The organism is Niastella soli (assembly GCF_017742245.1).
GTDB lineage: Bacteria > Bacteroidota > Bacteroidia > Chitinophagales > Chitinophagaceae > Niastella > Niastella soli.
The window spans coordinates 2,814,850-2,834,919 of record NZ_JAGHKO010000001.1 but is presented as its reverse complement, the minus strand read 5'-3'; the positions used below and the strand labels follow the sequence as shown (position 1 = coordinate 2,834,919).

Annotated in this window: 13 protein-coding genes; 8 read left to right on the top strand and 5 right to left on the bottom strand. The window is 42.8% G+C overall.

What is annotated here, in order from left to right; translation table 11 throughout:
• Nucleotide 1: 1 nt before the first annotated feature.
• From J7I42_RS11635 to J7I42_RS11625, 3 genes are all read right to left on the bottom strand, one after another.
• Nucleotides 2-832, bottom strand: a complete 831-nt coding sequence (locus J7I42_RS11635) for a hypothetical protein (protein ID WP_209138952.1) — start codon at nt 830-832, stop codon at nt 2-4.
• Nucleotides 833-841: 9 nt separating this feature from the next.
• Nucleotides 842-1,675 carry an ABC transporter ATP-binding protein gene (locus J7I42_RS11630; RefSeq protein WP_209138951.1) on the bottom strand — a complete coding sequence of 278 codons (834 nt, stop codon included), beginning with the start codon at nt 1,673-1,675 and terminating at the stop codon, nt 842-844.
• A 200-nt stretch (nt 1,676-1,875) separates the two neighbouring features.
• On the bottom strand, nt 1,876-2,883 hold the full coding sequence (locus J7I42_RS11625; RefSeq protein ID WP_209138950.1) for a hypothetical protein: 1,008 nt from the start codon (nt 2,881-2,883) through the stop codon (nt 1,876-1,878).
• 104 nt (nt 2,884-2,987) lie between these two features.
• On the opposite strand from J7I42_RS11625, the gene J7I42_RS11620 reads away from it, so the two are divergent.
• Together J7I42_RS11620 and J7I42_RS11615 are read left to right on the top strand one after the other, a co-directional pair.
• A complete protein-coding gene (locus J7I42_RS11620; RefSeq protein WP_209138949.1) occupies nt 2,988-4,082 on the top strand; it encodes an acyltransferase family protein in 1,095 nt (364 codons plus the stop codon).
• Nucleotides 4,083-4,161: 79 nt separating this feature from the next.
• On the top strand, nt 4,162-4,812 hold the full coding sequence (locus J7I42_RS11615; protein ID WP_209138948.1) for a hypothetical protein: 651 nt from the start codon (nt 4,162-4,164) through the stop codon (nt 4,810-4,812).
• A 61-nt stretch (nt 4,813-4,873) separates the two neighbouring features.
• On the opposite strand, the gene J7I42_RS11610 is transcribed toward J7I42_RS11615, so the two are convergent.
• The gene (locus J7I42_RS11610) at nt 4,874-5,266 is read right to left on the bottom strand and encodes a hypothetical protein (RefSeq protein WP_209138947.1); all 393 of its coding nucleotides are present in this window, start codon (nt 5,264-5,266) and stop codon (nt 4,874-4,876) included.
• Nucleotides 5,267-6,206: 940 nt separating this feature from the next.
• Between J7I42_RS11610 and J7I42_RS35555 the strand changes: the two genes are divergently transcribed.
• The 4 genes from J7I42_RS35555 to sucD all read left to right on the top strand — a co-directional run bounded on the left by J7I42_RS35555 (nt 6,207) and on the right by sucD (nt 11,574).
• Entirely contained in the window at nt 6,207-8,528 is a 2,322-nt protein-coding gene (locus tag J7I42_RS35555) for an NADP-dependent malic enzyme (RefSeq protein ID WP_209138946.1), read from the top strand.
• Between the two features lie 241 nt (nt 8,529-8,769).
• Complete coding sequence (locus J7I42_RS11600) at nt 8,770-9,510, top strand: MlaE family ABC transporter permease (protein ID WP_014216455.1); 741 nt, start codon at nt 8,770-8,772, stop codon at nt 9,508-9,510.
• A gap of 149 nt (nt 9,511-9,659) precedes the next feature.
• On the top strand, nt 9,660-10,475 hold the full coding sequence (locus J7I42_RS11595) for an ABC transporter ATP-binding protein (protein ID WP_209138945.1): 816 nt from the start codon (nt 9,660-9,662) through the stop codon (nt 10,473-10,475).
• A gap of 226 nt (nt 10,476-10,701) precedes the next feature.
• Complete coding sequence (gene sucD / locus J7I42_RS11590; RefSeq protein WP_209138944.1) at nt 10,702-11,574, top strand: succinate--CoA ligase subunit alpha; 873 nt, start codon at nt 10,702-10,704, stop codon at nt 11,572-11,574.
• 83 nt (nt 11,575-11,657) lie between these two features.
• Here the strand turns inward: sucD and J7I42_RS11585 are convergent, their stop codons facing one another.
• On the bottom strand, nt 11,658-12,515 hold the full coding sequence (locus J7I42_RS11585; protein WP_209138943.1) for a DUF4476 domain-containing protein: 858 nt from the start codon (nt 12,513-12,515) through the stop codon (nt 11,658-11,660).
• 301 nt (nt 12,516-12,816) lie between these two features.
• Between J7I42_RS11585 and J7I42_RS11580 the strand changes: the two genes are divergently transcribed.
• The gene (locus J7I42_RS11580) at nt 12,817-18,921 is read left to right on the top strand and encodes an alpha-2-macroglobulin family protein (protein WP_209138942.1); all 6,105 of its coding nucleotides are present in this window, start codon (nt 12,817-12,819) and stop codon (nt 18,919-18,921) included.
• 74 nt (nt 18,922-18,995) lie between these two features.
• A complete protein-coding gene (locus J7I42_RS11575; RefSeq protein ID WP_209138941.1) occupies nt 18,996-20,051 on the top strand; it encodes an NAD(P)/FAD-dependent oxidoreductase in 1,056 nt (351 codons plus the stop codon).
• Nucleotides 20,052-20,070: the final 19 nt, after the last annotated feature.

Sequence of the window (20,070 nt, the reverse complement as noted above, 5' to 3'; positions counted from 1 at the left end):
GTTAAACTTCTTTTTCTTTCAACCTGAAATAAGCAACCACCCACAAACAAGGCGCAAGCGCATACTTGGTAAGAAAAAGCAATATCGAACTAAACCATTCCGGTAGGAGGATCATAACATCTCCCTGGCCGGTATTCCAAATTTTATAAACTCTGAATGGCTCAAAAAAGCTGCCGTCTGGCATAAACGAACCCAGCACTTTATGCACAAAGAAAACCAGGACTAAAAAAACAATCAATCCGGAAACCAGTGTCTTTATATACTGAAACTTTACAAAATATAACGAACCCAACAAAAAGATAGATTGTACTGCAAAAAAGATAAGCAGGATGTAAAAAAGAAATTCCTTGGCAGAGTCATCTGGTATAAATACATTTAAAAGCTCCTGTGGCGGTCTTGGGGCCCTATGATGCTGTTCCAGCCAGTTACTCATAACCCCGTTAGCCACTTTAAGCATAATGACATCAAAAGCATAAAACACAATGGTATAACTGATAAAAAACAGGATTACGCCAAAAACAATCGCAGTCAGTAATTTTTCCAGCGCCGAGGCCGGCGTCAATAAAAAATGAATCCCTTTAGGGCCTTCGGAAAGATCATTGAAGATGGTACTGGCAAATAAACAACCAGTAAGGAACAAACCTGCATAGTAGGTAACTATTTGAATTCGTAACCCCATTGGGTTTTCGGGGTTAACGATCATTAAAAACGAACACCACAATACCAATAACCCGCCAATGGCAGCCAGCGATAACAGGTATCTTCTTTTATTTTCATTCCAGTGTTTGCCGAGATACAGGAACCAACGTTTCAAATCAAAAACAGCATTCATAGCATTAGTTTAAGCGTTAAAAACAGATTGAATAGCATTGCCATTAAGCACAATGGCCTTGTACAGTAATTCCAGATCGAGCTTGCTTTCACCCCCCTGCATATTGCGGGTTATAACAGCGCTGCCCCGTAAAGAAGGTTCACGAAACAACGCCTGCTTTATTTCTTCACTATCATATGATACATGAAACGATAACCTGTTTGTAATGTTATCAACTGTTTGGTCGAACAGAATGCGGCCTTCATCGATGATAGTAACTCGGTCAATCAGGCTTTCCAGGTCTTTTACCTGGTGCGTGCTTATGACGATGCACTTGTTTTCATCCAGACAGCCTGCAATTACTTTACGGAATTGGCTTTTACTCATGATATCCAAACCATTGGTTGGCTCATCCATCAATAACACAGAGGTATTACAGGCCAGTCCAAAACTGATCAACACCTTTTTCTTTTGGCCATAACTCATTTGCTGCATGGTGTTGGAGCGGGGTATGTCGAATTCGGTAATATAACGGTTGAATTGGTCTTCGTTGAATTTGGGGTAAAAAGGGGCATGGTATTTTACCAAATGCTCAATGGGCATATCGGGTAAATGGAACTCTTCTGGTACCATGAAAATATCCTGTAAAAAAGCAGGTTGCCGTTTGCCGGGAGTAAAGCCAAGTACGGTTATGGTACCTTCCTGCGGGAATAGCAAACCTGCTATGTTTCTCAACAGGGTCGATTTGCCGGTGCCGTTCTTTCCAAGTAATCCATAAATGTGGCCGGGTTCCAGTTTAAGGCTCAGGCCGGTAAAGATCTTTTTACGTCGATACCCAAAATGAAGGTTTTGGACTTGTATCATGTTTGGCGTTTTAGTGTACTAGTTTAATAGTACACACAAACATAGGGGCCTTTTTCCGGATTTCCAACTCCGTTAGTAAAAAAAAGGACGAACCAGGGAATGGCGATTACGGCCTATAAATGAAAAACGCCTGATAATCAGACGTTTTTCATTTATAGAAATTAATTCGCTATGTGAAATTACTTTGCTTCTTTTGCAGATCATTGCCCCAATGCAGCCTGATATTTATCAACAATATCCGTCTTTTTTACCTTCAAATCATTGTATGCATAATTGGTAGGCTTGCAATCCCGGCCGCAATAAACAGGGATGGACGTTCCGCTGGTTACAATGTCCTTCATTTTAGCCTGGTCTTGTGTATTTATCGGTTCGCCTAAGTTATTCAGGTAAACGAGCGTTTCATAAGCGTTTATAGCCATCAGTTGGTTGGGTGAATACAACAAGCTTCGGATGATATCATACTCCTTCATCTTTATCAGTTCAACAAAACCATCAGGTGCTACTTTATTATTGTAAGTACTTCTCTGCAAATAAGTATGTTGAAAGATCAGCGATTTTACGTAGTCGTTTGAAGCGTTGGGAACAAATTGGTAAGCCGGGTATTTTTTCGCCATTGCATCGAATACCGGTTGGTAAAGCGTATCAACCTTTAGGCTGTCACAATTAGTACACTCCTTTACTGGAAAATCAATTACAGGCAGGATTTTATCCTTTAAATACAGAAAATCAAAAAAGGGAACAGGCTGGCCATTCGCGCATTCCCTTTTTAACGGGCTTTCAATTACAATTTTCTTATAGAAGATATTGTCATCAATTACTGAAAACAAAATAGAAATGGCAAGGTATCCTTTAGCCGGATAGAATTTATATTCCCGGAATCCGATCAATCCCGCATTCAATGAACTGGTTAGAATAAGATCATTCTTTTTTGCAGTCTGGGCAAATACTTTATCGGATGTAATTGTATTGAATAATTCATTTGTGGAACGGATATATTTTTGATCGTACTTAATATTGCTATTACTTACGTTAACCGGTTTAATGGAATCACAAAACGCTCTTATTACTTTAATAACCCCCTCCACCCTTTTTACATTATCTGGATAAAACCGGCTATTACCGCCCGATGCAGTTTGTGAAAATATCAATGGGCTGTATACCATGGTAATTAATAAAACATTGGTTCTTAAAGTCTTGCCGCATTTCATACCCAATTGTTTCGGTATGCATCGCAATTTTTATACCTCATACACGGAATCAACTATTCAAGTATTTAATTGAAGTATATTTTTTGTGTATTTTGTCCGCAAATATGAACAAACACAAATTAATCCCATCCCTGAACGGATTAAGGGCCATAAGCATTTTACTGGTAATTTTTGGCCACTACGGAATTTTAAACGATACGCTTCGCAAATTTTATCCTCTTCAGATACTTGAAAACGGATCATTGGGAGTGAATGTTTTTTTTGCAATTAGTGGTTTTCTAATAACCACGCTTCTAATTGAAGAAGAAAAGAAAACCGGAACGATTTCCCTGAAAAGCTTTTATAAGAGAAGAACACTAAGAATATTTCCAGCATACTATTTTATGCTGTTGGTCTATTTCATTCTTCAAAGATATAATTTGATTTTTTTATCAGGTAATTCCTGGTTAACAGCATTAACTTACACAAAATATTTTAATCATTCCCTGGATATCTATTCAGAGCATTTATGGTCATTGTCCGTTGAGGAACATTTTTATTTGTGCTGGCCATTTATATTCTATTATTTTCCTTCCAGGAAAACATTTGTTTTGCTCTTTTTTATTATTCTGGTTCCTTTTTTAAGAATTTTTGGGAACGTTCGCGGGATCCCATACTTCGAAATAGATTCCATAACTATTTTCCAAAGAGCCGACTCATTATTGCTTGGCTGCCTGCTGGCTCTACACTACGATAAATTTTGCTTATTTTTTAATAAGCTTTTCAAATCAATTAAATTTCCACTACTGTTTATTTTCCTGATGCTCACCCTGATTCAATATTTAGCTGTAGCGCTTCAGCTTACTAAATGGCACTTTTATTTTACCGTTCCGCTTTTAGGACCGTCTGGCACAATAACCATTCTGTTAATATTAATGCTCATCGTTTACTCTATAAATTGTACCGGCTGGTGGTATACATTTTTAAATAGCCGGATCATGGATTATATCGGACGGCTTTCTTATAGCCTTTACCTGTGGCAGCAAATAATAATATTTGGGTCTTTAAAATTTGTTCCAGAAAGGCCCTATTCCCTCCTGGTAATTTTTCTGGTAGCAAATGTTTCATACTATTTCATAGAAAGGCCTTTCCTCGCTTTGAAAAATAAATACAATAATCCCCCCCTTCAGAAATCTTTACAGGAATGTCCGGCACAATAAGAGAAATTGCGTTACAATTTGATAAAATTAGCAGAATGAGTATTTTGTACGCTTAAATCGTACCCAAATATTGTTTCAAATGAAATCCATTACGCTTCCCTTAACCGTATTGATCTGTTTTGTAGTTTCCTGCGGTAATCATTCAACCCCGATCTCAAACAGCAAAAAAGAAGCAACCACGCCGGCCGCCCAGGCAAACACGGCCATGGAAACCAATCAGGCTGGCCAGGATACCACCCAATGGATTGATAACTTCAGAACTTTCAGGGATGCCGTATACCAAAAAAATAAAGAAAAAGTAAAACAGTTCATTGATTTTCCAATAATGAACGGCAATAACAATATCTGGTACCTGGTTTATGGAGGTGTTGATGAAAAGGTCAATTCCTTATCAGATTCCGTAAAGCCTTTTACTGAAAAAGATTTTGATCAATACTTCGAGTCCTTATTTCCCAAACGATTTATTAATTGCCTGTTGAAAATTAAATCGGAAGAGCTTTTTAAAAAAGGCGAAGTGCAAACCAAAGAAATAAAGGATGGCAACACCACCTACGTCCTGTCTGCAACTTTCGACAAATCGGAAAATACATTATCCCTTAACTTAAATTCAACTGCTCCGTATAAAACAGACGATGGAGAAATAGATAAGTCAGAATTCAGTGAAATTTATTTGTTCACTGTTTTAAGTAATGGGAAACTCAAATTTGTACGGGTAGAAATGGCCGGGTAAGAGATGTTTGGCAGGTTTATAAACTGCCAAACATATTTTCAAATAGCAAGATGTAAGACTATTAATAATGTCCGCCAACAGACACACTATTACAGCCCTCATTGAGCGCAATTGGCTCAGAAAATACATATTGTGAGGCCTGGTTACCTATTACAAGGTCGTTACAACCCACACTATAATCGTGGTAATAAGCCGTATTGGATGGCCAGACGGTAACATCATAATCGCCTGCAATCACAAATTGCTCACCCGAACCTGAGGGTGGAATTTGAATGTAATAGGAAATAGTATTATCGTTAGTATTAGTAATTTGAACATACACCCAATCCGGCGCGCTGCTTTGAACCTGGAGCATAAAACCAGTGTTTTGTAGTGTAACGCCGGATGTACTTTTGGGCGCCGGCATAAAGGAACAGATCAAAATACATACGGATGCCACTTTAATAAATTTCATTGTCGCTGTTAATGCTTTCATCTTCTTTTTTAATTTTTATTAATGAATGAAATAGCAAAACCTTCAGTACTGCATGCCCAGTACCAGCAACCTTTCACGAACCTTATAGTAAGTTTTTAAAACAGTGTTGTAAGAAGCGACCTTTAAACCCTTATGGTCAGAAATCTAATATAATGTAATAAATGTGTGCGGAACAGTTTATTTTGTCCCCGTGCAGTTTACTTCAATAAACTTGCTGATCCAGGCTGAAAATGTGCAAAATTCCCGATCTGATTCCCTGCTGCCTATGAATACAAAGGTACCCATTACCTTCATACGATAACTTCAACATGTGACGGGCTTCGGAAACAGATGGGACGGTCTTCGAAAAACGGTGGGACGAATGGATATTTTTCCTCGGAAACTTCAATTTAGGTGTGACGGTCCGGGGAAAACGGTGGGACGAATGGTCGAAAACCAGGGACGGTTTTTATTTTCTTCTCTTTGCCTATACTGATCCTTCACTCTTCCTATACTGATCCTTCACTTTGGGTCCTCGGGCGCCGAGAAGACAAATTGGTATCAAAGTGAAGGAATTGCGGCGCCAAAGGCTTCCGTATACCTGCTTTTTATCCTACAACAAGTATTTCTGGTAAGAAAACGGAAATACTTACAACTGTTTATTCGCTATTTTAAAAAACCAGAAACTATCCAGAAACCTACTAACCACCTAAAATCATACATATTACACATTAGTCTTTGAACATATACTTACCGCCCCCCTGTCACGTAACCCGTTTTCCCGTAAATTGCGCGCCAATTGTTCTTTAAGTAAGTTTCTATGAATCACCCGCATGAGGGCTTTCTCATCATAACTAATTGATGATTAGTCAATCATGGTAACTACCAGTCCCATCCCGACCTGTCGGGATACCTGGAGAGACAAATTAAAAAATAACTGATGAAAAAAGAATTGCGAAAGGAATCCGCACTAGAGTACCATGCCAAGGGACGTCCTGGCAAAATCGAAGTGATCCCTACCAAAGAAGCCAAAACCCAGCGCGATCTGTCACTTGCCTACTCACCCGGAGTCGCTGAACCCTGTTTGGAAATTCATGCAAATCCCGAGTCTGTTTATAAATACACCGCCAAAGGGAACCTCGTAGCCGTTATCAGTAACGGAACCGCCGTTCTTGGTTTGGGCGATATTGGTCCTGAAGCTGGTAAACCTGTAATGGAAGGTAAGGGTGTGCTTTTCAAAATATTCGCCGACATCGATGTATTCGATATCGAGATCAATGAAAAAGACCCTGAGAAATTCGTTCAAATTGTTAAAGCACTTGAACCCACTTTTGGTGGCATCAACCTCGAAGATATTAAAGCCCCCGAGTGCTTTTATATTGAGCAGGAGCTGAAGAAGCAAATGAAAATTCCGGTGATGCACGATGACCAGCACGGTACCGCCATCATCAGCGCTGCAGCATTGCTGAATGCCGTGGAATTACAAAAGAAAAAAATAGAGAAATGTAAGTTCGTGGTAAATGGCGCCGGCGCGGCTGCTATTGCCTGTATTAAATTATATGAATCATTGGGTGCTTTACGCGAAAACATCCTGGTATTCGATAGTAAAGGTTTGATCCATGAAAGCCGTACCGACCTGGATGTACTGAAAAAAGAATTCATTTCAAAAGGTAAGAACGTTACCCTGGAACAATCACTCGAAGGCGCCGATGTATTTATTGGTCTTAGTAAAGGCAATGTATTAAGCCAGGAGATGGTAAAAAGCATGGCCAAAAACCCGATCGTGCTGGCTATGGCCAATCCCGATCCCGAGATCACTTACGAAAACTGCCTTGCTGCCCGAAAAGACGTTATCATGGGTACCGGCCGCAGCGATTATCCTAATCAGGTGAACAACGTACTGGGCTTCCCCTTTATCTTCCGCGGGGCACTGGATGTTCGTGCCACACAGATCAACGAAGCCATGAAACTGGCTGCGGTTAAAGCCCTGGCCGAACTCGCCAAAACGCCCGTTCCTGATATTGTGAACATTGCCTATAACGAAAAGAATTTATCGTTTGGCCCTGCCTATATTATTCCCAAACCACTTGATCCCCGGTTATTGAGCACCGTAGCCCCTGCCGTTGCCAAAGCCGCTATTGAAAGTGGTGTAGCGCAAAAAACGATCACCGACTGGGAAACCTATGCTATTGAGCTGGATAAACGTTTGGGTCTTGATAACCAGTTGATGCGTGTACTGGGCGCGAAAGCCCGCCGCAATCCCAAACGCCTGGTATTTGCCGAAGCGGATAACATTAAAATATTAAAATCGGCCCAGATCGCTTATGATGAGCGCATTGCATACCCCATTTTATTAGGTGATGAGAGAACTATCAGACAGATGGCCCTGGATAACAGCATTGATATCGATGATATGCCCATCATTGACCCGCGTAATGATGAGTATGAAGAAAAACGCAAACAATTCGGCGAGCTCTTCTTCAAAAAACGCCAGCGTAAAGGAGTGAACCAGTACGAAGCCACCAAGATGATGAAAGACCGTACCTATTTTGGGTGCATGATGGTGGAAAATGGCGATGCCGATGCGGTGATCTCTGGTTTAACCCGCAACTATGCCGATGCTATTCGCCCGGCACTGCAGGTGATAGGGATGGAAGAAGGCGTGAAAAAGATCGCCGGTATGTATATGCTGTTAACTAAAAGAGGTCCGCTGTTCCTGGCCGATACGACAGTGAACCTGAACCCAACGGCGGAAGAACTGGCCGATATTACCCTGCTGGCCGCCAAAGAGGTACGCAGCTTTAACTTAGTGCCCCGTATTGCCATGCTGAGCTACTCCAACTTTGGCAGCAGCGATACACCTGAAGCCAAACTGGTGGCCCGGGCAAAAGATATCGTAAAGCAAAAAGATCCTACTATCATCATAGATGGTGAAATGCAGCCTAACATCGCCTTTAACCAGGAGATCCTGCGCGATAACTATCCATTCAGCGAGCTGGTTGACCAGGAAGTGAACACCCTCATTTTCCCCAACCTGGCGGCAGGTAATATTGCCTATAACCTGATGAAAGAGATTGGCGGCGCCGATGCGGTTGGCCCTATTTTATTAGGTTTGAAAAAACCGGTGCATGTGTTACAGCTGGGAAGTTCAGTGCGCAGCATCACCAATATGGCCCTGATCGCTGTGATCGACGCTCAACTAAAATGCGAAAATTCAAACCAGGAATCGGCTAAAAAGCCAGCCTGGTGGAAGAAGAAATAATCCCCCTAAGGGGTGAAGAACAAAAAAAGGTGGGTCTCTTTTAAAAAGAGACCCACCTTTTTCAAATGCAGCCTGGCCGCGAATTGTTTTCCGTCTGCCGTTTGCCGTTTGCCGTTTTCCGTCTACCGTTTGCCGTCTGCCTTGCCCATCCGAAGCTTTAGCGTAGGGGGGCCGACAACAAAAACCCCCTCTTTTGAGTTTTGGAGGTTTCGCCGTACTTTTACATTATTGATTATCAATCATGACTTTATTTACAGAATTTGGCCGTTACCTGTTGATGATAAAAGGCATGTTTTCGAAACCAGAAAACATGAAGATGTATTGGAAAGAGCTGATGCACCAGTGCAATGAAATTGGGATCGGCTCCTTAGGCATTGTAGTCATCATTTCAGCATTCATGGGGGCGGTATCTGCATTACAAACAGCATATCAGCTGGTTAGCCCTGTAATTCCGATGAGTACTGTAGCCCAAATTGTGCGGGATACGGTAATTCTGGAGTTTGCCCCTACCCTGGTATGTATTGTACTGGCAGGTGTGGTAGGCAGTAAAATTGCCAGTGAACTGGGAAATATGCGGGTGAGCGAACAGATAGATGCCCTTGAAATTATGGGTATCAACACCAAAGCGTATTTGGTGTTACCTAAAATTCTGGCTGCCGTGATCGTGATCCCCCTGCTGGTAGTAGTTTCAGCCGCATTGGGTATATATGGCGGACAACTGGCCTCTACAACAGCAGGTATTTTGTCGCCTCAACAATATGAAACAGGGTTGCTGCAATACTTTCAGCCTTATAATGTATTCTTCGCCCTGGTAAAAGCCTACACTTTTGCATTCCTCATTTCCAGCATACCAGCCTATTATGGATATCATGTTGAAGGCGGTGCCCTGGAAATTGGCAGATCGAGCACGAAGGCCGTGGTGGTTAGCTGTGTGAGCATTTTAGGGGCCGATTATGTGCTGGCCGCATTATTGTTGCACTAATTGTTTGAACACACACTGTTTTCGGCAGCGAAACAGTCGGAATTTTGGTCAAAATAATAGAACTAATACAACTTTAATAAGTTATAGCTGTTAAGAACTCCGGCTAACCGGATAAAGTACAGCAATCCATAGCCATGAATTCATAAACCATGATCGAAGTAAAAAACATAAAAAAGGGATTTGGTGAGAGGACCGTATTGAACGGTGTCAGCGTTACCATGCAAGCGGGTAAATGTAACCTCATAATTGGGGCCAGTGGTAGTGGTAAAACGGTTTTTATGAAATGCATGGTTGGTTTGCTGATACCTGATGAGGGCGAGATCTGCTACAATGATAAAGATTTCAATAAGCTTAATACGGAAGAGAAAAAAGAGATCCGCCAACAGATCGGGATGCTGTTCCAGGGTTCAGCCCTGTTCGACAGTTTAACGGTTGAGCAAAACGTTATGTTCCCCCTTAATATGTTCACCAAGGACACCTATGCCAAGAAATTAAAACGGGTGAACGAGGTGCTGGAAAGAGTAAAACTGAAAGATGTAAATAAAAAATTCCCAGCCGAGCTGAGTGGTGGGATGAAAAAACGGGTGGGTATTGCCCGCGCGATTGTATTAAATCCAAAATACCTTTTTGTTGACGAACCCAACTCCGGGCTCGATCCGCAAACCTCCCTTGTTATTGATAAACTGGTTAAAGAGATCACTACCGAATACGACATCACTACGGTTGTAAACACCCACGATATGAACAGCGTAATGGAAATTGGCGATCATATCATTTTCATGTACCAGGGTAAAAAAGAATGGGAGGGCAGCAATAAAGAGATCATTTTTAACAAGAATGAACGCCTGAACGAATTCATTTTTGCCTCCGACTTCCTTAAAGACGCCAAGGATATGCGTATGCTGGAACAAACCGGTAAGATCAACGAAGACCGGGACATGGACAAGCTTATTAAAGGGAAATAGCCCATTCTTACTACTTCAATAGTCAATATTATTTCCGGGAACGTTGCCGAAAAGCGGACCGAACGTACAAGTGTGCGACGCAAGGAACGCTTAATAGAAATTTAATGGCTGGGCCCACTTTTCTTGTTACTAATTAGCAAATCAGCGTATTGGCTTATTAGCAAATTCCCCTATTATCCCCTATTTTTGCACACCCGATAAATGTCGGGCATCTAAATTTCCGCTGATGAGTATTTTAGTAAACAAACAATCAAAGATCCTGGTGCAGGGCTTCACCGGCACAGAAGGTACCTTTCATGCTACTCAAATGATAGAATATGGTACCAATGTAGTGGGTGGCGTTACACCAAACAAAGGAGGCACATTGCATTTGGACAGGCCGGTATTTAATACCGTAGCGGAAGCAGTTAAGGAAACCGGGGCTAATGTGTCTATCATATTTGTACCGCCGGCTTTTGCATCCGATGCGATAATGGAGGCTGCCAATGCCGGTATTGAACTGGTAGTATGCATCACCGAGGGTATTCCTGTGCAGGATATGGTGAAAGCCAAATTATACCTGCAAGGCACTAAAACCCGCCTTATTGGACCCAACTGTCCTGGCGTTATTACCGCTGGAGAATGCAAAGTAGGTATCATGCCTGGTTTCGTTTTCAAAAAAGGTAAGATCGGTATCGTATCAAAATCTGGCACCCTCACTTACGAAGCGTCTGACCAGGTTGCTAAAGCTGGTTTAGGTGTTTCTACAGCTGTTGGTATCGGTGGCGACCCCATCATTGGCACTACTACCCGCGAAGCATTGGAAATGTTTATGAACGATCCGGAAACTGACGCAGTAGTAATGATCGGTGAAATTGGTGGTGGCATGGAAGCTGAAGCTGCCCGCTGGTATAAAGAAAATGGTAAAAAACCTGTTGTTGGTTTTATTGCCGGTCAAACAGCTCCTCCCGGACGCCGTATGGGCCACGCTGGCGCTATTGTTGGCGGTGCTGATGATACAGCCGCTGCTAAAATGAAGATCATGGAAGAATGTGGTATCACCGTAGTATCGAGCCCTGCTGATATTGGCGCTACCATCGCGAAGATCATTAAGAAGTAAGCCACCGCGCTTGAACATATACAACCTTGCAGATCTGCCTTGCTGTAACAGCTGGCAGGATCTGCAAGGTTTTTTATTTCCGGTTAACGATAGTTACGTACATAGTCAGCCAGCTCCTCTTTGCTTTTGCTGAAAGTAAAAACATTGTACACTACAAAATAATTCTTGGGGTCTGTTGTTTTACCATACATATACTTGGCTATTTGAAGCTTACTGGCTTCAAATGAAAACACAGAAAGCAATGCCTTGGCCTGGTTTGAGGTAAAAAAGTTTTGATCAATACCAGCTTTGGCAATGGCCATACGCGAATCATCGAAGCTTTCCCGCCGTACCGTTTCAATAAACGAGTTAAAGGTATTATCGGGCATGGGTCGCGGTGGGTTATTGTAATTCCCCTGATGTGGCCAGTTATTCCCTTGCTGATTGTCCCAATTATTGCCGGGCTGATTGTTCCAGTTGTTACCTGGTTGATTGTTTGGAGGGGGCGGAGGTGGAGGCACATTAGGTAAAGAAGGATTTCTCCAGATCATTTGACCATTCCCCAGATACTGGTTATCCGTTACTGATTGTTCATCTATCAATACCCGGCCAAACCGGTTTATGATAATGTCAACATAAAACTGTGGTTTCACCATTACGGGCTGGTTGTAAATAAGTATACGCTTTATGGCCGTGAAACCACCACCTTTTTTACCGGTGAATAATACGACCTGGTGATTGCCCGGTCTAAGGCCCTGGATATTCAGATTAAAGCCACAACCTACGTACTGCTGACCATCAACCTCAAACTGAATATCTTCGGCACTTAAATTGGTTATACTTAAGTAAGTATTACCATTGCTGGTGTTATTGCTATTGTTATTCTTAACACCACTCATCATCTGGGCGCGTGATGTAAAGGCTACAACAATTGAAAAAATCAGGATACACGTTTTTCTCATACTGGATGTTTTGTACTAATAAAGTGCTTGATTTACCTAAAACGAAATATCTGGTATTTGCGTTGCACAATTACAAGGCATAACCACTTATATTTAATATTACCATATATAAAATAACATCAATAGGTTAGCAGTTATTGCCAACCTGTGAACGGGACCACTTTAACAAATTGTAATATGCATTTTATTGGCAACTTGCATCGATTTATTGAAGTAGGAAGTCAACTGTCGGAAGTCGATTGTAAACTACAACGTTTGACCCTTGACTTCAGTATTCATTAACTTGTATAAAATTTGGTGAATGATAATTAAGAAGATTTTATCGTTAGTATGTACGGCCCTTATTTTTTTAACAACCAATGCCCAACAGAAGATGAGAACATACGACAAAGAGTGGAAACAGATTGACAGCCTTATTGAGCAAGGCGGATTAACCGAATCGGCCCTTACCGCTGTGAATAAAATTTATTCGCAGGCAAAAAAAGAGGGGAACGATGCCCAGTTAGTAAAAGCACTATTATACCGGGCCGAATTACAACAGTTGAAAGAAGAAGATGCCACTAAGAAAAGCATACACCAGTTGGAAACAGAAATTGCCGATGCAAAAGAGCCTGTTAAAGCGGTGTTGCAAAGCATAACTGCAAAAAGTTACTGGGACTGGCTTCAACAACACCGCTGGCAATTATACCGGCGCACCAATACGGTTGATTTTAAAAAAGAGGACCTGGCCACCTGGACCATCGACGACTTTAATAAAAAGATCAGTGAATTATACCTGGCCTCCATCAGCAACGAAAAATTATTACAGCAAACAAAGCTGGAGCCTTTTGATCCCATCATTACAAAGGGTAACGTACGGTATTTACGCCCTACCCTGTTCGATTTACTGGCACACCGCGCACTGGATTATTTTAAAAATGATGAACGCGATGTTACCAAACCTGCCTACGCTTTTGAAATTGATGATGCCGTTGCATTTGAGGATGCTAAAAAATTCATGAAGCATACCTTCACTACCCGCGACAGCGCTTCCCTGCAGTTTAAAGCCCTGCAACTATACCAGCACCTGCTGCAATTTCACGCAGCAGATGCCAAACCCGATGCCTGGCTGGATGTGGATATTGACAGATTACAATATGTGCATGAACATGCAACCATTGAAAACAAAGAAACGCTTTATGTAAAGGCACTTGAACAAATAGGCACCCAGTACGGCTTAATACCTGCGGCCACACAGGCCTGGTATTTACTGGCCCTGTGGCATTATGGCCAGGCCGAAAAATATGATCCGTTGAAGGGAGAGCTTTACCGCGACGAATACAATAAAGCGATAAGTATTTGTGATAAAGTAATTGCCCAGAAAGACAGCAGCGAAGGAAAAGCAAACTGCAATAACCTGCGGCAGGAAATACTGGCTCGTCAATTGAATTTGCAAGCCGAAAAGGTAAATGTGCCCGGTCAACCTTTTCGCACCCTTATTTCTTACCGGAATTTTACCACCATAAATTTCAAGGTGGTAAAAATGGACCCCAAAACACGTGAACAGATTGGAACAAACAGCTGGGATGATGAGTACTGGAAAAAACTGCTGGCCTTATCTGCCGTTCAAAGATTCAGACAAACTTTGCCCGATACCAAAGACTACCAGAAACATTCAGCAGAAATAAAAGTAGACGCTTTGCCTATAGGTGAATATGCACTTATCGCCAGCGTAAACGATCAATTTAACCTGACTGAAAACCTGCTGGCAGTACAATATTTCTATGTTTCCAACATTGCCTACATCAACAAAGACAACGATTATTTTATTTTAAACCGGGAATCCGGCCAGCCACTTGCAAGTGCTAAAGTACAGGTTTGGTACCGCTCCTATGATTATAACAAACGCAAATACACTACCGGCAAAGGACAAAATGGTGTTACCGATGAACATGGGTATATAAAGCTTGAACCCTCCCAAAACAATAATGAACATAATTTCAAGCTGGAAATAACTCATGGTAATGACCATTTGTACCTGGAGGATTACATTTATAATTATACTTATAATGGCAGCCTTGAAAAAGAGGAGGAAAGGAATACTAAGTCGGCTTTCCTGTTTACCGACCGTTCTATTTACCGGCCCGGACAAACCATCTACTTTAAGGGCATAGTGATCAACACCAATAGTAAGACAAAAGAAAACACCGTTGTTCCCAATTTTTCGACCAGTATTACTTTATCGGATGCCAATGGGCAGCAAATAGATACCATACCTGTTACTACCAATGAATATGGGTCTTATTCGGGTAAGTTTACCATCCCTACCGGTTTACTGAATGGGCAGTTCAGGATCGCGGATCTGAATGCTCAGGGAAATCAATATGTTTCGGTTGAAGAATACAAACGACCCAAGTTCCTGGTGGAGGTAAACAAACCAACCGGTACCTATCGTTTAAATGAAAACATAACCGTGAATGGGATTGCCAAAGCTTATGCCGGCAACACCATCGACGGCGCTACCGTTAAATACCGTGTAGTACGCAGGACCAATATGCCTTTTTGGTTTTATGGCGGTTACAGCAAAATGATCTGGCCACCCCGTGGCGAGGAAAATATGGAGATAGCACACGGCGAAATAACCACCGATGCCAAAGGAGAATTCAAGCTCACTTTTAAGGCATTGCCTGATAACGCTATTGCCAAGAGCAGTCAACCCACCTTCGATTACGAAGTAACAGTTGATGTTACCGATGTAGCCGGCGAAACAAGAAGCGGCAATACCAGCGTATCGGTGGCTTACCAGGCTTTGAAATTAAACCTGGACCTTCCAAAGAAAATTCATGCCGACAGCCTGAACAAGATCCGTCTTACCAGTACCAACCTGAACAACCTGTTTGAAAAAGCAACGGTTACGGTTTCTGTTCACAAACTGAAAATGCCGGAGCGCCTATTCAGAGAGCGTCTTTGGCACCAACCCGATCAGTATGTACTAACACAAGATGAATTCTACAGCCTGTTCCCTTATGATGTATATAAAGATGAAAATGATCCCGCTAAATGGGCAAAGGAACAAAAGGTGGCAGAAAAAACCGACACCACCTCTAACACCCAGCCATTTATCCTCGATCATTCGTCCATAACCCCCGGCTGGTATGCTGTGGAAGCCATTACCAAAGACAAGTATGGCGAGGAAGTAAAAGACATCCGGTATGTACAGGTATACAACCAGGCAATTGTTAGTCCGTTGGCATCTGGCGGTATTGAAACGGGTAACACGTCAGTGGAACCCGGCGAAAAAGTCACCTACCAGGTAAGCACTACCCTGGATGATGTGTTTATCATTCATCAGGTGAATAAGAAAGACAATGTTACAAACAGCAGCTATTTCACCCTGAATAAGAACAGCCGTTCATTTGAGATGCCGGTAACGGAAAATGAAAGAGGTGGTTTTGGCATCCAGATAGCCTTTGTAAAACACAACCGGTTTTATTCAGATGACCAAACATTCCTTGTTCCTTACACCAACAAAGAGTTAACTATTGGATATGAAACATTCCGCGATAAGACACTGCCCGGCAGCGAAGAAAAATGGAAAGTAAAAATAAGCGGTTATAAAGGCGATAAAGTAGCCGCTGAAATGCTGACCGCCATGTACGATGCCTCGCTTGACCAGTTTAAACCACAGGCCTGGGATAAACCTTCCCTGTATGCCAGTTATAATTCAGGACGTCGCTGGGAAAGCAACACCTGTTTTACAACGGTACAATCATTGGAGAATAACAAGTTTGTGCAGCTCGCTGAATTTGTTTCCAAAAATTATGATGCGTTAATGGACCTGCCCGAACACCTGGTTTTTGCATTTAAGAGTAGTCGTGACGATGTAAGGATGAAGAAAGAATCGGCTAAAATAGCAGCAGCGCCACAAATGGCCGCAGCCAGACCTGGAGTACCTGTGGAGCAGAACAAAATTATTGAAGGCGAGGCGGCTGGCTATAATAATTTATCGTTTGATTCAGCTTCCGCGGTGCCTGTAGAAGATCAGGCCGCAGTAAACAATGCACCCGGCGCCACCGTTCAGGTTCGCACCAACCTCAACGAAACAGCGTTCTTCTTCCCCGACCTGCATACCGATGCCAATGGCAATATTGAATTCTCTTTCACTATGCCTGAAGCGGTAACGCAATGGAAATGGATGAGCCTGGCGCACACCAAAGAGCTGGCATTTGGTATGGATACCAAAACCATTGTTACGCAAAAAGACCTGATGGTGCAACCCAATGCGCCCCGCTTTTTGCGCGAAGGAGATCATATGAACTTCAGTGGTAAAATTGCCAACCTTACTGATAAAGAAATAACCGGTCAGGTACAATTACAATTGATCGATGCCACTACCAACCAATCGGTTGATGGCTGGTTCCACAATGTAATGCCCAACCAGTATTTCACCGTACCGGCTAAACAATCTGTTCCGGTAAGTTTCAATATTGAGATACCATTTCAGTATAACAAACCCGTAACCTATCGCCTTATTGCCCAGGCTGGCAACATGAGCGATGGCGAAGAGGCTACACTCCCGGTAGTGAGCAACCGCATGCTAGTTACAGAAAGCCTCCCGCTGCCCGTTCGGGGCAATGGCACTAAAAGCTTTACGTTTGACAAGCTGGTGAAAAGTGGCAGCAGCGAAACCCTGAACAACCATTCGCTTACCGTAGAGTTTACCACCAACCCCGCCTGGTACGCAGTACAGGCACTGCCTTATTTGATGGAATATCCCTACGATTGTGCTGAACAAACATTCAACCGGTATTATGCCAATGCGCTGGCTACCAGTATTGCCAATGCATCTCCAAAGGTTAAAGAGATCTTTGAACGTTGGAAAACTACCGACACCACAGCCCTGATGAGCAACCTGCAAAAAAATGCGGAACTGAAATCGGTGCTGTTGGAAGAAACCCCCTGGGTAATGCAGGCAAAAAATGAAGCACAACAAAAAAAGAATATCGCCCTGCTGTTCGACCTGGTGCGGATGAGCAACGAGGAAACCAAAGCCATTGCCAAATTACATGAACTGCAAAGTTCAAACGGTGGTTTTGTATGGTTCAAAGGCGGCCCCGATGATCGCTACATGACCCAGTACATTATGACTGGTGTAGGCCATCTCAAAAAACTGAAGGTGAACACCAGCAACGATCTGCTGGATGACATGGTGAAGAAAGCCCTTCCATATTTGGATGAGCGCATCAAGGAAGATTATGAGTACATGCTGAAACACAATAAAGGAAAAGAAGATAGTGAATACATCAGCACGCTGCATATTCAGTATTTATACATGCGCAGCTTTTTCCCTGAAACAGGTGTACCCGGCGGCGTATTCAAAGCCTATAACTATTTCCGGAAGCAATCACAAAAATTCTGGGTAAAACAAAGCCGCTACATGCAGGGCATGATCGCCTTGTCGTTGTTCCGTACCGGCGATGTACAAACCGCTAACAACATTGTAAAATCAATAAAAGAAAATGCCATTCACAATGAGGAAATGGGCATGTACTGGAAAGAATTCACTGGCGGTTATTACTGGTATCAATCACCTATCGAAATTCAATCATTACTGATTGAAACCTTTAGTGAAGTAACCAAGGATATGGCAGCTGTGAACGATATGAAATTATGGCTGTTGAAACAAAAGCAAACCCAAAACTGGAGAACCACCAGGGCCACGGCCGATGCCTGCTATGCCTTACTATTACAAGGCAGCGACTTGCTCACCAATACACCCGATGTAACCATTGACCTGGGTAATACAGCGGTACTCAGTAAAGACCAGCAACAGGAAGCCGGTACCGGTTATTTTAAAAAGGTGTTTGATGAAAGCCAGGTAAAACCAGAGATGGGGAATATCAAGGTAACAGTATCATCTACAAACGCCGATAACAAAGCCGCTGCCTGGGGCGCCGTTTACTGGCAGTATTTTGAGAACCTCGACAAAATAACGCCTTCAGCCACGCCATTACAATTGACCAAAAAATTGTTCATTGAAAAGAACACCGATCACGGACCTGTTTTACAACCCGTGAACGAGGGTCAGACCCTGAAAGTTGGCGACAAAGTGAAAGTGCGTATTGAACTGCGGGTTGACCGCGCCATGGAATATGTGCACATGAAAGATATGCGGGCCGCTTGTATGGAACCAGTGAACGTGATCAGCCAGTTTAAATGGCAGGGCGGACTGGGTTATTATGAAACAACCAAAGATGCCAGCACCAATTTCTTTTTTGGCCAGCTTCCCAAAGGCACTTATGTTTTTGAATACCCCTTGTTTGTTACCCATACCGGTACATTCAGCAATGGTATAACAACAATTCAATGTATGTATGCTCCTGAATTTACCAGCCATAGCGAAGGCGTTCGGGTGAATGTAGAATAAATTGCATACATGACCTGATCATAAAAGGTGAGCCCACTCATAAAGAATGGCTCACCTTTTTTTATTTTTGCACCATGCATGTTGATTTTATACTTATAGGACAAGGCATTTGCGGCACCTTCCTTAGCTGGGAATTGCAAAAAGCGGGCTATTCTTTTTTGGTGATCGATGACAACAACCCTGGCACGGCATCTAAAGTAGCTGCAGGCATTATTAATCCGGTTACCGGGCGGCGAATTGTAAAAACCTGGATGATTGATGACGTGATGCCCTTTGCCTGGCAGCAGTATACCAGTCTGGGACAACAATTGGCAGTAACAGCTATCGAACAAAAAGATATAGTAGATTTTTTTCCTACGCCGCAAATGAAGCTGGCCTATGAAAAACGATATGCAGAAGATACACAATACCTTTCTATACAAAATGATCCCAACGCCTGGACCAACAACTTCAACTACGATTTTGGTTATGGCACCATTACACCCTGCTATCTGGTAAACCTGCCGGTATTGTTACCCGCCTACCGCCAGCTGTTGTTAAATGATAACCGGTTGCTGCAGGAGAAATTCGATCACACCCAACTGCAGATCCTTGCAGACACTGTACATTATAAAGGCATTACGGCCCAACGCATTATTTTTTGCGATGGCATTGCCTCCTTTAACAATCCCTGGTTTAGTAACCTGCCCTTTGCTCCTAATAAGGGCGAAATGTTGCTGGTAGAGGCGACTGACATGCCAACGCAACACATCTTTAAAAAAGGGATCAACTGGGTGCCCTGGAAGGAGAATATCTTTTGGGTTGGCTCTTCCTATGAATGGGAATTTACCAGCGATCAACCAACCGCTAACTTCCGCGAAAAAACCCTCGCGGCCCTGCAACAATGGATAAAACGACCCGTGCGATTACTGGAACATACCGCATCGGTTCGACCGGCCACCATTGAACGACGTCCATTTATCGGGTTCCACCCCAATGAGCCCGCCATTGGCATATTCAACGGTATGGGCACTAAAGGTTGCTCCTTAGCGCCGTTTTTTGCCCCGCAGCTGGTGCAATACCTGTCGGACCAAACGCCCTTACAACCCGAAGCCGATATACAGCGATTTAAACGGGTTTTATCGAAATAATTTAAATTTACCCGGCCGC